Source organism: Acinetobacter legionensis (assembly GCF_057165765.1).
This window is the reverse complement of sequence record NZ_CM169896.1, coordinates 471044-484189: the sequence shown is the minus strand read 5'-3', so window position 1 is coordinate 484189 and position 13146 is coordinate 471044. Positions and strand designations below refer to the sequence as shown.

Annotated in this window: 15 protein-coding genes; 11 read left to right on the top strand and 4 right to left on the bottom strand. The window is 38.0% G+C overall.

Annotation, left to right across the window (positions count from 1 at the left end; all coding sequences use genetic code 11):
* Positions 1-109 precede the first annotated feature (109 nt).
* On the bottom strand, positions 110-1375 hold the full coding sequence (gene coaBC / locus AC2G3J_RS02325) for a bifunctional phosphopantothenoylcysteine decarboxylase/phosphopantothenate--cysteine ligase CoaBC (protein ID WP_483770606.1): 1266 nt from the start codon (positions 1373-1375) through the stop codon (positions 110-112).
* Between the two features lie 114 nt (positions 1376-1489).
* Between coaBC and radC the strand changes: the two genes are divergently transcribed.
* The 4 genes from radC to AC2G3J_RS02305 are packed head-to-tail and all read left to right on the top strand — an operon-like array spanning position 1490 to position 4038.
* On the top strand, positions 1490-2212 hold the full coding sequence (gene radC, locus AC2G3J_RS02320; protein WP_336953531.1) for a RadC family protein: 723 nt from the start codon (positions 1490-1492) through the stop codon (positions 2210-2212).
* Between the two features lie 38 nt (positions 2213-2250).
* Positions 2251-3162, top strand: a complete 912-nt coding sequence (locus AC2G3J_RS02315) for a bestrophin family protein (protein WP_004725806.1) — start codon at positions 2251-2253, stop codon at positions 3160-3162.
* 56 nt (positions 3163-3218) lie between these two features.
* The gene (locus tag AC2G3J_RS02310; RefSeq protein ID WP_336953530.1) at positions 3219-3503 is read left to right on the top strand and encodes an antibiotic biosynthesis monooxygenase family protein; all 285 of its coding nucleotides are present in this window, start codon (positions 3219-3221) and stop codon (positions 3501-3503) included.
* Positions 3504-3555: 52 nt separating this feature from the next.
* Positions 3556-4038 (top strand): ankyrin repeat domain-containing protein, encoded by a 483-nt coding sequence (locus AC2G3J_RS02305; RefSeq protein ID WP_483770605.1) that lies wholly within the window; start codon positions 3556-3558, stop codon positions 4036-4038.
* An 84-nt stretch (positions 4039-4122) separates the two neighbouring features.
* Here the strand turns inward: AC2G3J_RS02305 and AC2G3J_RS02300 are convergent, their stop codons facing one another.
* Positions 4123-5004 (bottom strand): energy transducer TonB, encoded by an 882-nt coding sequence (locus AC2G3J_RS02300; RefSeq protein WP_419327688.1) that lies wholly within the window; start codon positions 5002-5004, stop codon positions 4123-4125.
* A 232-nt stretch (positions 5005-5236) separates the two neighbouring features.
* Here AC2G3J_RS02300 and AC2G3J_RS02295 point away from each other — a divergent pair, with 232 nt between their 5' ends.
* The 5 genes from AC2G3J_RS02295 (at position 5237) to AC2G3J_RS02275 (ending at position 9055) form a co-directional block, all read left to right on the top strand.
* Positions 5237-5917, top strand: coding sequence for a hypothetical protein (locus AC2G3J_RS02295; RefSeq protein WP_336953527.1), 681 nt, complete (start codon positions 5237-5239; stop codon positions 5915-5917).
* 154 nt (positions 5918-6071) lie between these two features.
* The gene (locus tag AC2G3J_RS02290; RefSeq protein WP_336953526.1) at positions 6072-6776 is read left to right on the top strand and encodes a DUF3108 domain-containing protein; all 705 of its coding nucleotides are present in this window, start codon (positions 6072-6074) and stop codon (positions 6774-6776) included.
* A 103-nt stretch (positions 6777-6879) separates the two neighbouring features.
* Positions 6880-7455 (top strand): xanthine phosphoribosyltransferase, encoded by a 576-nt coding sequence (locus AC2G3J_RS02285; protein ID WP_336953525.1) that lies wholly within the window; start codon positions 6880-6882, stop codon positions 7453-7455.
* A gap of 153 nt (positions 7456-7608) precedes the next feature.
* Complete coding sequence (locus AC2G3J_RS02280) at positions 7609-8469, top strand: acyl-CoA thioesterase (protein ID WP_483770604.1); 861 nt, start codon at positions 7609-7611, stop codon at positions 8467-8469.
* Positions 8470-8692: 223 nt separating this feature from the next.
* The gene (locus AC2G3J_RS02275; protein ID WP_209827964.1) at positions 8693-9055 is read left to right on the top strand and encodes an FmdB family zinc ribbon protein; all 363 of its coding nucleotides are present in this window, start codon (positions 8693-8695) and stop codon (positions 9053-9055) included.
* A 108-nt stretch (positions 9056-9163) separates the two neighbouring features.
* Here AC2G3J_RS02275 and wrbA read toward each other — a convergent pair whose 3' ends face one another.
* Entirely contained in the window at positions 9164-9757 is a 594-nt protein-coding gene (gene wrbA, locus AC2G3J_RS02270) for an NAD(P)H:quinone oxidoreductase (protein ID WP_336953523.1), read from the bottom strand.
* A gap of 120 nt (positions 9758-9877) precedes the next feature.
* Here wrbA and AC2G3J_RS02265 point away from each other — a divergent pair, with 120 nt between their 5' ends.
* Both AC2G3J_RS02265 and AC2G3J_RS02260 read left to right on the top strand, forming a co-directional pair.
* Positions 9878-11122 (top strand): YihY family inner membrane protein, encoded by a 1245-nt coding sequence (locus tag AC2G3J_RS02265; RefSeq protein ID WP_336953522.1) that lies wholly within the window; start codon positions 9878-9880, stop codon positions 11120-11122.
* A gap of 213 nt (positions 11123-11335) precedes the next feature.
* Positions 11336-12136, top strand: a complete 801-nt coding sequence (locus AC2G3J_RS02260) for an AraC family transcriptional regulator (protein ID WP_336953521.1) — start codon at positions 11336-11338, stop codon at positions 12134-12136.
* Between the two features lie 356 nt (positions 12137-12492).
* On the opposite strand, the gene AC2G3J_RS02255 is transcribed toward AC2G3J_RS02260, so the two are convergent.
* The gene (locus AC2G3J_RS02255; protein WP_004725784.1) at positions 12493-13131 is read right to left on the bottom strand and encodes a fumarylacetoacetate hydrolase family protein; all 639 of its coding nucleotides are present in this window, start codon (positions 13129-13131) and stop codon (positions 12493-12495) included.
* Positions 13132-13146: the final 15 nt, after the last annotated feature.

The window sequence follows — 13146 nt, the reverse complement described above, 5'->3', positions numbered from 1 at the left end:
GCTATTGTCCATTTCCAAGATTAAACATAGTTTAAAAGCACAAAAAATAGCAAATAAAAATGCAACGAATTCGTTGCATTTTTATATTCAAACATAACCTGAAAAACTCTTAAATTGGTTCAATCTCATGGTGTAAAGCATCGTGGATCGCTTCAACCAACTGTTGTGCAATTTCTTGTTTCGAAGCTTTCTCTAAATCACGCTTTTCCATCTGGTACTGTTCTGCAAAAAACACGGTCATCGCATTTTGATCAGAAGCAAAACCAATATCAGCCCGCGAGACATCATTGCAGGCAATCATATCGAGTTTTTTTGCAACGAGTTTTCCTGCTGCATATTCCTCTACATTACGAGTTTCAGCCGCAAAACCCACCATAAATGGGCGCTTTGACTGTTGCGCAATGGTCGCCACAATATCAGGGTTTTTCACCAACGAAACATTCAGCTCATCACCAGCTTTCTTGATCTTATGTTCCGAAACTTCTGCCACACGATAGTCAGCGACAGCCGCGGTTGCAATAAACACGTCACAACCATCCTCAAGCTGTTGCATGCTTTCATCAAGCATTTGTATCGCAGAAGAAACATTGATACGACGCACACCATTCGGGGTATCCAAACTGACTGGACCCGCCAGCAACGTCACTTTTGCCCCTGCTGAGTAACAGGCTGCTGCAATAGCAAAGCCCATTTTCCCTGTACTGTGATTGGAAATATAACGTACAGGATCAATCGCTTCACGTGTTGGCCCTGCAGTAATCACCACACGCTTTCCAGCAAGCAAGCCAAACTTTTCAGCAATCGCACGTTGTGCTTGATGGAAGTAATTTTTAACTTGTTCTGCTAAATCTTCAGGTTCAGGCATACGCCCTAAACCGACATCCCCACACGCTTGCGAACCCGCTTCAGGCATAATCACATGTACGCCATCTTCAACTAAAGTATTCAGATTCCGTTGTGTCGGCTTAGCTGCCCACATTTGTTGATTCATTGCAGGTGCAACCCAAACTGGTGCTTTGGTTGCCAAATACAAGGTACTCAGTAAATCATCAGCTAAACCTGCAGCAAATTTCGCAATGCTGTCGCAACTTGCAGGTGCAACTAAAATTAAATCAGCCCAACGTGCCAATTCAATATGCCCCATTCCCGCTTCTGCTTCAGGATCTAATAATTCAGTATGAACTGGATTTCCCGATAGCGCCTGAAAAGTTAAAGGGGCAATAAATGCCTGTGCACCTTTAGTCATTACCACGCGTACATTAAAGCCATAATCCTTTAAACGACGTACCAGGATTGCACTTTTATAGGCGGCTATACCACCTGTTACAGCGAGGATAATATTTTTATTAGAAAATACGCTGAGATCAAAACTCACTATCAAGCTACCTTTCAGTTGCAGTGGCGCTCACAATATCATTAAATAGTCTATCTCCCAAGTTATTCAAGGGAGAAAAACCAGAACTAAAATAAGTTTAAAATGTGAAAAATAATGAATCAGTCAATCAAACAATGGCCTAAACAAGAACGTCCACGTGAAAGATTACTCTTACAAGGGGCGCACAGTTTATCTGATGCAGAACTACTCGCAATCTTTCTCCGCTCAGGCTCAAAACAACACTCTGCTGTTGAATTAGCACGCTTGCTCATTCAACATTTTGGTCATTTAAATGCTGTATTTGATTCGTCTTTAGATGATTTAAAACAATTTCATGGCATTGGCGAAAGCAAGTATTCACAACTGATGGCAGTGAAAGAACTGGGACGGCGTTACTTGAAACATCAACTGAACCAAGGTTTAGACTTGAGTCGTTCTGATTTAATCCGAGATTATTTACGTTATGAATTGATTGGAGAATTTCAAGAAGTCTTTGCTGTACTCTGCTTAGATAGCCAGTTACGTAAATTGAGTTTTAAAAAACTATTTTATGGATCAGTCAATTACTGCAATATTTCCATCAATCAATTATTACGATATGTCATACAAAAACATGCGACTTTTATCGTTGTTGCCCATAATCACCCTAAAGGTTTTGCCAAGCCTTCACGCGAAGATTACGATTTAACTCAAGAAATATTAAAAGCCTGTCAACTACTTGAAATAGAATTATTGGATCATATGATCATTGCTGCTGAGCAAAGCTACTCCTTTGCTGAACACGGACTCATCAAATCCCAAACTTTCCCTACAAATGTGATTGACAAGCACCTTTGAAGCGGTGAAGATCACTAAAAAATATAGATTTAAAAAGTATGATTGTCCGCGATCAAAACGATACCCTTAAAATATTACTCTCTTGGCGTGGTACGATTTTACCTAAAGTGCTACCACCGCTTGGTTTTGTGATGCTCATTTCTGCAATTGTCGGTGGCATTGAGTATACCAATTTATATCGTTTTCCAGAATTACCCTTGGTTGGCTTTACCCTGATTGGTGTGGTGCTCTCTATTTTTCTCGGCTTTAAAAATACTGCCTGTTATGACCGTTGGTGGGAAGCCCGTAAACTTTGGGGGATGCTGATCGCCAACGCACGACACTTTGACCGTGATTGCCGTATTTTTCCTCAAGGGCGCCGTGAACGGATCATCCAACATGTAATTGTATTTGCAAACTTATTAAGAGATCGCCTAAGACATCAAACTGCAAATCCAGATGCGTTGGTAGAAACCAGTGGTATGAGTCAACAGGCACTGACACAATTGTATCAACAAACAAATGCGCCTCAATACACGCTGAGTTTGATCCAATGGGAATTGATGCAAGCGCTCAAAGAAGGCGAAATTTCTGACATTATCTATACCCAATTAAATGAACATGTGAATGAGTTAAGTTTGGTACAAACCGGTTGTGACCGTATTGCAACCACACCTTTACCTTTTGCTTATTCAGTTTTATTGAATCGTACGGTCTATTTTTTCTGCTTTATGTTGCCCTTTAGCTTAGGATCATTACTGGGCTTAGCAACACCTTTGTTGGTGGGTATTTTAGCTTATACTTTTCTAGGGCTAGATGCTTTAAGTACCGAGATAGAAGAACCCTTTGGTACGCAAAGTAATGATTTACCTTTAGATTCGATGGTGCGAATGATTGAAATTGAATTATTGGGAACTCTAGGAAAACCAACTCCCCCACCAATTCAAGCCCATGATCACAATTTGCTTTAACGCATCAGTTTCTGATTTTTATTTTTTATAGAGACATTAACGGCCGAACACTGAAAATGAAATACGTGGTTATCTTTAAGGCACAGATCAATACGCTTGATCAACGGTATTTTCAAACTGCACAACTTTTACGAGAGAAAGCATTAAGCCAGTTTAACTGTCAAAAATTTGAGTCTCTTTGTGAAAATGACTTTGAAGTTGCGCTTTCTTATTGGAATACTCTTGAAGATATCCATGCTTGGCATAAAGATGCAGAACATCAAGCTGCCCAACGAATTGGCAAACAACAATGGTATAAAAAATTTAGTGTTGAAATTTGTGAAATCACAAGATCATATTAAAGAAAACGACTAAAATTAATCCGCCAAATATAATTATAAAAGGGATTTTGGTATGTCAGAATTATTCCAACTTATTTTGCATGGTGAATGTAAGGCGTTACTAGAAAAAATCACCCCTGATAACATCAATCAACAGCTTAATGGCTCATCTTTACTGATGTACGCCTTGCAACACCAACAAGATGATATCGCACTCAAACTGATTGAACTTGGAATTGATGTCAACTTACAAAATAGCAAAGGACAGACAGCTCTACACTTCATCGCTGTCTATAAAAATAATATTCATATCGCCCAAGCAATCATTGACCACGGTGCAGATTTAGCATTGCAAGACAGTTCAGGAAATATTTCACTGTGGACTGCGATTTATAACGCACAACATCATTATGAATTGGTTAAATTATTACTTGAACATGGTGCAAATTTAAACAGTAAAAATCGGACAGCAAAAAGTCCTTATGATTTAGCATTGTTAATGAAGTTTCCTGAAGGCATTGCTTTGGTTGAGCAATATCAAACCCATCATCACTAACCAATATAAAGATCAGTTTTTATTGTTTTTAAAATGAGTCTTTCTAAAAAAATAAGCACAACCATTCATTTCTACACCATTCAATCAGTGGACTTCAAATTCAGATTCAGCTGGGTCAAAACGCCAAGTACGCACAATCCTCAGTTCAGAGATATCTTTCATTTTTGAGTCAAAACGTCCAAAAGGCGCACCTTTACGCACTGAGTTTTTGGCCGCTTCATCGAGGATTGAATGACCTGAGCTTTCAATCAATCGTATAGCACGAATCCCACCTTCATTATTGAGAATGACCATTAAACGGACTTCCCCCGAAAGACGCTGCTGTTTGGCAAGATCTGGGTAATATCGGTTTCCATACATTTCAACTTTTTCACGAAATTTATCTAAATATCCAGCAGATGCATCTTGCTTGGCTTGAATACCATCTAAGGTTTTAATTTTTTGTTGTTTACTAAAATTTTGTTGTTTCTGTAAATATTGAGCTTCTAGACTCGCCACCATTGCCGTTTTAGCTTGCATCTGGCTCTGCAACTCTTCCATGGCCTTTTTGCGATCATTCTGTTCCGCTTGCTTTTGCCAGCTAAGAACCGTCATTAATACTTTTTCTTCGAATTTCAATTCTCTTTTTTGCTGAATTTGTTCTAAAGCTTCGAGTTGCTGATCACCCGAACTCTTATCTTCTGCTTGCGCTGGCATATCACTTGAAATACGATGCTCTTTACGGAATGTTCCTGAACCCTGCTGATTTGATTGCGCTAAAAAGTCTGCATCTTTAACTTCGTCTTCACTTGGACGAATACTGATTGCGATTTCTTTTGTGCTGGTATTATTTTCTTGGGGCATTCCAAATTGAACAGATAAAAAAAGTACATGTGCAATGACAGCTGCAGAAACAGCTCCAACAAATAATGAGTCTTGCCACCAATACTCAGAATGCTCTGTATTGGCAAATAATTTTTTTATCATGACATTAATCCGACAAAATTCCCCAATCGCCAAATTTAAAATTTATTAAAATAAGTTTGACTTTACATTATTCACAAACTTTGTGACTTATTTAGTAAAAGTAAAAACGTAATTTTAAAACACTCAAAATGGTGCAATGTTTTTTGTTAAACTGCAATCGTTAGACTTGTATTTTTTTAATAATCGACAAGTTTATCGCCTTAAAAAATGATGAAGATTTGGGACAATACTTATGCCGACGCTACTTTCTAACATTGTTAAACGTATTCGACAAGTATACCAAAAAGCAGAAGGTTTTATAGAAGAAGAACGCGAGTTTCCGGTATCACAAGTATTTTTAAATGCAACGTTTAAACGTTTTGTCACAGACAATGTCAAAATTTTAGAAGATTTACATGCTGACCTGCATGATGACTGGCTAAAGCTTTATGCCACACTCAATGTTAATGGTATGCATTTGGTTCTTTCAGTGGATCTTAAATTAGTTCAAATGGAACTCAACAAAGATATGCAGTTGATTGTTTTTGAACAAATCAGTAACACACAAGTGATCGAAGCCAGTTATCCCAATGTTTGGTACAAAATGGGCGTAAACGCTGCTTTATTCTTTTACCAAAAAGTATTGAAAAAAGATCCTTTAGGCATGATCTTAGAAAAATTTGAAGTCATTACAGTAAAAGATGAATTACTTCACTTAGATCTCAATCGCTGGTTAGGGAAAAATCGTTCGATTATGGATACACTAAATAAAGTCCATGTGAATCATGCTGAACTACGTGAGACCGAGTTGGTTGTAATTGGCAATGTGAATCTAACAGCTTTATTTAGTAAATTTAGAGAAGATAAAGACCCAGACTGGGACGAAGATGATGATCTAGAAACAGAAGTAACCCCGATTGAGCAAAAGAATTAAATCTCTAATTGGTAAGATAGATTTCAAGTCACAGCAATCAAAATGTATACATAAATTCACAGGATTAGAAATAAAGTGAATATTTTATCTTTAATTACACCGCATAATAGGTGTCATATCCAAAAATACTTTTAAATGTATAGGACATTTAATGATGGCAAAAACGTTATTTAAAACATTAAGTATAGCAACTGGTATTTCAACTGCAGTGTTATTGGTTGGATTTTCTAGCAATGCGCTTGCCATGAGTCCGTTCCAAGCAAGTTACCAGTTTGCCTATAATGGTAAAAACTTAGGTACTGCGACTCGTACACTGAGTCAAAATGGCAATAACTGGACTTATGTATTTGCTGCAAAAGCAGCGGCAATTGCATCTGCAAGCGAAACAAGCCGTTTTACCTTTAGTAATGGTCAAATTAATTCAAGTAGTTTTAGTCGCACCAGTAAAGTGTTGGTACATAATGACACCATGACCATTAACTTTAATCCAAACAACAAAACCATTAATACCAAGAAAAAAGATCAGGCACGTTCTTTCCCATGGAAAGCAGGTGCTTTAGATGAATTAAATGCTGAGTTACAAGTACGTGAAGATTTAAAAGGTGCTGGTCTAAAATCAAGTTATTTGATTGCAGATGCAAAAGGTTTAGATGCGCGTCGCTTTGTTAAACAAGGGACTGAGTCAATTAAAACTCCTGCGGGGACCTATAACACGGTCAAAGTTGTACTCACCCATGACAATGGTGAAAAAAGTTCAATTTTCTGGTTAGCACCTCAATTAGACTATTTACCCGTGAAAATGTCACATGTTGATGGTAAAACGTCTTATAACCTAACCTTGACCAGTTACAAAAAGTAAGACATTTTTCACCTTTTGATCAATTTCAGCTTGCATTTTTTTTAGTGCTTTTTAAAATACGCCTTTGCTTTAAAAAGCACCTTGCCTCTAGAGGATTCTCCCTGTGCACGCACTAGAACAGAAAATCTTAGCTGAAGGTATCGTTCTATCTGATCAAGTTCTGAAAGTCGATTCTTTCTTAAATCACCAAATTGACCCTGTGATGATGCAGCTCATCGGTCAAGAGTTTGCTCGTCTTTTTAAAGATGCAGGCATTACCAAAATCATCACAATTGAAGCATCAGGCATTGCGCCTGCTGTGATGGCTGGTTTGGAACTTGGTGTACCCGTTATTTTTGCACGTAAATATCAGTCTTTAACCCTTAAAGATGATTTATATCGTTCAAAAGTATTCTCTTTTACCAAGCAAATTGAAAGCACCATTGCGATTTCTAAGAAACATATTAGCAAAGACGATAAAGCTTTGGTTATTGATGATTTCTTAGCGAATGGTCAAGCCGCTTTAGGTCTTGCTGACTTGATTCATCAAGCAGACGCAGAAGTTGTGGGTATTGGGATTGTGATTGAAAAATCTTTCCAACCAGGCCGTCAATTGTTATTAGATAAAGGCTACCGTGTTGAATCTTTGGCACGTGTTGAATCTTTGGCAAACGGTACGGTAAGCTTTGTAGAAGAATAAGCTGGTCTTACTTCAAAATTTTTCATTAAAAAAGAGTGCTTTAAGCGCTCTTTTTTATGCTTTTTGATCAGTAGCGTCTTTGTTTTGCCTTTTATTTTGATCAAACCCTCAGCTATATTGTGCAAATAAAGATATCACTCAGGTAAATAATAAATGAGATCAATCACTCAAAAATTAGTTGATCTACTCGACGTACAACAATTGGATGATGGTCTATTTCAAGGGCAAAACACACGATTATTTGGATCACACCTTGTGGGTGGGCAATTGGTGGCACAAGCATTAATTGCCGCATCAAAAACCACCAATCGCCCTGCACATTCATTACATGCTTATTTTATTCGCAGTGGTCGCACAGATATTCCAATTTTGTTTAAAGTTGAAAATTTAAGGGATGGCAAAAGTTTTGCCACTCGCCAAGTCTATGCTTGGCAAAATGGCCATATTATATTTTCAGCCATGGTTTCATTTGCCAATATTGAAGCAGGTTTAGAAAATCAGATTGAACCGCCTCACTACCCTTCGCCAGATGAACTGATCCCAGAACAACAACTGAAACAAATGATTTATGAGGATGTTCCTGAACCTGCACGCGCAATATTTATGCGTCAATTTTTTATCAATATCCATCCAGTGCAGCCATTCAACCCATTTAAACCGATAAAATTAGACACAAATTATGCTGAATATTTTCAAACCTTTGAAACTATTCCTACTCAACAAGATACACTCATGATGCACCAAGCCATTGCTGCATATTATTCTGACTATAACCTGCTGACGGTTTCACTTAGACCACATGGTGTCAGTTATGCTAACGGCAATGTACGTAGTGCAAGTTTAGACCATAGCATTTATTTTCATACAGATTTTAGAGTAGATGAGTGGCTACTTTATGATATGAATGCAACACTATCTAGCCAAGCTAGAGGGCTTAATTTCGGGCGGATGTGGCAAGATGGTAGATTGGTGTGTAGCGTTAATCAGGAAAGCTTAATGCGGCTGAAGCAATAACAAGATTTTCTGATAAGCTTGTATCAATCATTCTACCTATTACATTCACACAAAATATAAAGACTGATCACGGTATTCAGTTACAATCAAAATCATGTCATATCCCTGACATGATTGTAACGATAGCGATAAGCATGACAAAAATGCCAGTAGTGAACGTGAATATAAAGCTTAACCATAACTTAATGAAGACAAATGGACTTTGTTGAGTGAGTAAAAATCAATGACTGATGAACAAACAGTAAAGTGCCCAAAGTGTGGCTCTACAGACTTAGAACGCCGTGACCATGAACAACTTTTAGGCAAAGCAGGCAGTGTATTATTGACTTCTGCGGGTGCAGCAGCAGGAACTGTAGGCGGCGCTGCCTCTGGTGCGTCAATTGGTGCAGCTATTGGAACTGTTGCAGGTCCATTAGGTGTTATTGTCGGTGGAACTGTAGGAACCTTCGTAGGTGCAATCAGTGTTGGAATTACTGGTGGATTTCTAGGAAATCGCTTCGGTAAACGAGCAGGTGTGATTGTTGACCAAAATATCTTTTTTGATTACCAATGTAAAAAATGTAACCATCGCTTTAATTTAAAATAATAAAATTCAAAATATCACTCGCCAAAGAACTTCTCTTCTAATCCGTTAAAAGCGTGATAAAAGAGAAGTCTTTCAATTTTTATGCAGCTACCCACAAAATATCAAAAATTATGGGTTTAACTTTTTAACCGTTTCACCTAGACGTTTGCCCTGTTCTGCACATAAAGCTTTTTCATCGGAACTTAAGTTTTGGTCATGACGTGGTCCACTGACATGACTGACCCCATACGGCGTACCGCCTGATTTGGTATTGGATAAGGCTGGATTGGCATTGGTCAAACCCATGATCATCATGCCATGATGAAACAATGGCGGTAGCATCGTTAACAAGGTACTTTCCTGCCCACCATGCATTGAACCTGACGCGGTAAATACACAAGCGGGTTTATCGTGTAATGCACCATTTAACCAAAGACTTGTGGTTTGATCCCAAAAGTATTTCATTTCAGATGCCATATTGCCAAAACGTGTTGGTGAACCTAAAGCTAATCCTGAACAATTTTGTAAATCATCCAATGTACAATAAATATCGCCATGTTCTGGAATGCTGGCTTCTGCTTCTTTTACAACAGTGGAAAGGTTAGGCACCGTCCGAATTTTTACTGCCACACCCGCCGCTTCTACACCGTTGGCAATCAAGTGTGCCATCTCTTTGGTAGATCCATATTTACTGTAATAGAGTACGAGAACATAAGCTTGCATAGAGATTTCTTGATTTCAACATAAGAAAATAAAACTATACGGTATTTTTCTGCTTTTTTGGGTAAGCTAGACAATGAAAATGTAAGACATACCGAAAAATAATTGAGATCAAAGATATATATGCTTGAATTACTTAAAAAACTACCCTTCTATGAAAAAACTTGGTTTCAATTCATTCTTTTTGTAATTGGTCGTTTTGAAGCAGATCGTTGTCGTGAACAGGCGGGTTCACTCACTTATACGACATTATTTGCTGTTGTTCCAATGTTGACTGTTTTCTTGGTTATTATCTCATCAATCAAAGCCTTAGAGCCTGCTAGACAACAACTCCAGCAGATGATTTACAGTAATTTCTTACCGAAAACCAGCATTGCTTTCGATAAGGCTTTTAATGTCTTTACTGAGAATTCAAGTAATTTAACTGTTATTGGTGTGTTGTTTTTATTCATTACCACAGTACTGATGCTTACCAGTATCGAAACGGTTTTTAATCGGATTTGGCGTGTTCAAGAAACGCGTAATGGCATCATTGGCTTTATGCGTTATTGGACCATTATTTCTTTAGGTCCGATTTTATTGGGAAGTGCCTTTGTCATTTCATCAACATTGGCCTCTATGAATGTCTTAAGTAATAACTTTGCTGGTTATGAAGTTGATGGTACAGCGTTACTCGGGGTCATTTCGTTTGCACTAACTACTTTAGGCTTTTTCATTCTATATTGGACCATTCCAAATCGCAGTATTCCTGTTCGAGCGGCTGCGATTGCAGGTCTTTTCGGTGCGATTGCATTTGAGCTACTTAAAAACCTATTTGGTTTTGTTATGGCAAATTTCACCAGCTATACCCTTGTCTATGGTGCTTTTGCTGCTGTACCAATTTTCCTATTATGGATCTTTTTATCGTGGAATATCGTCTTATTGGGTGTGGAAATCAGCTATGCCCTTACTGCATTTCATACAGGTAAAATCCAGACCCGCCATCCTGTGTTGATGATGCTCGATATTCTAGAATTATTTTATAAAAAACAAAAAACGGGCGAAGTGGTAACTGATGCAGAAGCACTCAATATTTTAGGTCGCGGTGAAATTGGACGCTGGCCAGTTTATATCCAACTTCTAGAAAAACAGAATTTGGTTAAATGTACTGACAATAATGAATATGTGCTGGTCAGAAATTTAGATGAAATTGATTTCTGGTCATTCTATACATCATTACCTTATACCCTCCCTCGTCGTCATGATGTTGAACATGTACATGATGATGATGTTTGGATGAAACATATCGGTCCAACCTTAATCGAATCCGATGAATATTTGGCAGCCAAATTATCGATTCCGCTTTCAACCATTTTGGATGATAAGTAATTTTAATCAAGATAGATAAACAACTTCCCTTTCCAAGCAATGCCCATTGGAAATGGGAAGTTATATAACTTTTTGATGAATCATTATAATTTCGCAATAGCCAAATCCACTGCATAAAGCGGATAAAAGACACCACAATGGTATGAACCTGTCTTTTTTATAGGATATAATTCAAAGTGGACAACAGATCTTTTTTATTCAGGCAATCTTTGCATGACAATAACAAAAACAAGCGAGAAAAATATACTGACTCAACTCAGTACCAATGATGAGATTATTGCACCATTATGGCTTATTTTTCGACATGATCCCGCACTGTCTGTTTATCCTAAACATGGGCATGCTTGGGGCGAATTTATTTATGCCTTTAATGGGGTAATGGAAGTCAATATTGGTCAAATTAATTATATTACCCCCCCTCCATATGGAGTTTGGTTACCACCAAATACGCAACACAGTGGTTTAAATCGGACTCCTGTTTCCCATGCAACTTTGTATGTTCATCAGTCCTTATGTAGAGCCTTACCCCAACAAGCAGGAATTCTTTTAACCTCACCCTTGGTTTCAGCAATTTTACAGCACATCAAACAGCACCCAATGCAAGCATCTGAGCCTGAATATTTGCGGCTATTACAGGTATTACTTGATCAATTACAACATGCTGAGTTAATCGGTAGTTATTTACCCCATACCAATCATGCTGCCTTAAAACAAGTTTTGGATTTTTTACATGCCCACCCTGCTGATCACAGTACGCTAGAGGCTTTAGCCCAACGGATTAATATGACTGAACGTACCTTGGCAAGACTGAGTCAAAAAGAGTTGGCAATGTCACTCAATGAATGGCGACAACGCCTTAAAGTCATGAAAGCGATGTCTATGCTCAATGAGGGAAAAACGGTTGAAAGCATTGCACTGGATTTAGGTTATGCCAATGCTTCTGCTTTTATCAATATGTTTAAACGTTGGATGATGCGTACCCCAGATCAGTTTAGAAAATTATTACATCGCTAAATCAACTTTTTAAATTTTGAGTAGATGAAGTGGAGTGATCTAAATACAGATAATCAATAATCTTCCCGACCAATCTATACGCCGATCTAAAAATGCATGGGCTGCCTTTAACTTTGGGTTATGTAGTAATTTACCAAAGTCATCCATGGGTAATTTTATTATGATGAGCCAATTGGCGATTTTAATACTATTCAAACAACAGCTAAAAAATAGCAGTGGTATAAATTTCAACTGATAAATAAAGCGAGATATATCCTAATAGTTAGCGATGAATTGTTGTTTTATAAGCTCTAGAAAATAAAAACCCAATGCGTATTGATTATAAATAAACACTGGGTTGCTTGAATTTTAAGTGATTATTTTACAAAAGTTTTCCAAACAAAATCTTGGCTTTGACCATGTAAAGTCATACTCAACTGATCACCAGAAGCCAATGCTGCAACACCTGCAGGTGTCCCTGTCATCACCACATCCCCTGGTTCTAAAGAGAATACTTGGCAGATGTCTGCGAGTAAGTAAGCAATATCAAAAATCAATAAAGCCGTATCGCCTTTTTGTCGAACTTCATCATTGACTGCAAATTCAAATGTAACAGCCGACCAATCTTTAATTTCATCCACACTGACCCAATCTGCCAGTACACATGAGCCATCAAAAGCTTTTGAACGCTCCCAAGGCTGGCCTTTGCCCTTTAAGTCATCTTGGAGATCACGTAAAGTTAAATCTAAGCCTAAAGTCACCGCACCAATCGCATCCAATACTTTATCTAAATTGGTTTCACCCTTAAGTGGCTTATCGATACGTAACGTCAGTTCACACTCATGGTGGCAATTCCCCCACGCCTCATTCCAAGAGATACCGTCTTGCAATGAAATCAAACTACTGGGCGGCTTGATAAATAAGACTGGACGATCTGGAATTGCGTTACCTAATTCTGCTGCATGCGCTGCATAACTACGACCGACACATACAATTTTAGATGGACGTGTACTCATATTGTTCCCTTCTTA

Bases quoted from the DNA above. Each gene is read 5' to 3' on its own strand.
- radC (WP_336953531.1), top strand. From the start codon at position 1,490: ATGAATCAGTCAATCAAACAATGGCCTAAACAAGAACGTCCACGTGAA.
- AC2G3J_RS02315 (WP_004725806.1), top strand. From the start codon at position 2,251: ATGATTGTCCGCGATCAAAACGATACCCTTAAAATATTACTCTCTTGG.
- AC2G3J_RS02310 (WP_336953530.1), top strand. From the start codon at position 3,219: ATGAAATACGTGGTTATCTTTAAGGCACAGATCAATACGCTTGATCAA.
- AC2G3J_RS02305 (WP_483770605.1), top strand. From the start codon at position 3,556: ATGTCAGAATTATTCCAACTTATTTTGCATGGTGAATGTAAGGCGTTA.
- AC2G3J_RS02300 (WP_419327688.1), bottom strand. From the start codon at position 5,004: ATGATAAAAAAATTATTTGCCAATACAGAGCATTCTGAGTATTGGTGG.
- AC2G3J_RS02295 (WP_336953527.1), top strand. From the start codon at position 5,237: ATGCCGACGCTACTTTCTAACATTGTTAAACGTATTCGACAAGTATAC.
- AC2G3J_RS02290 (WP_336953526.1), top strand. From the start codon at position 6,072: ATGGCAAAAACGTTATTTAAAACATTAAGTATAGCAACTGGTATTTCA.
- AC2G3J_RS02280 (WP_483770604.1), top strand. From the start codon at position 7,609: ATGAGATCAATCACTCAAAAATTAGTTGATCTACTCGACGTACAACAA.
- AC2G3J_RS02275 (WP_209827964.1), top strand. From the start codon at position 8,693: ATGACTGATGAACAAACAGTAAAGTGCCCAAAGTGTGGCTCTACAGAC.
- wrbA (WP_336953523.1), bottom strand. From the start codon at position 9,757: ATGCAAGCTTATGTTCTCGTACTCTATTACAGTAAATATGGATCTACC.
- AC2G3J_RS02265 (WP_336953522.1), top strand. From the start codon at position 9,878: ATGCTTGAATTACTTAAAAAACTACCCTTCTATGAAAAAACTTGGTTT.
- AC2G3J_RS02260 (WP_336953521.1), top strand. From the start codon at position 11,336: ATGACAATAACAAAAACAAGCGAGAAAAATATACTGACTCAACTCAGT.
- AC2G3J_RS02255 (WP_004725784.1), bottom strand. From the start codon at position 13,131: ATGAGTACACGTCCATCTAAAATTGTATGTGTCGGTCGTAGTTATGCA.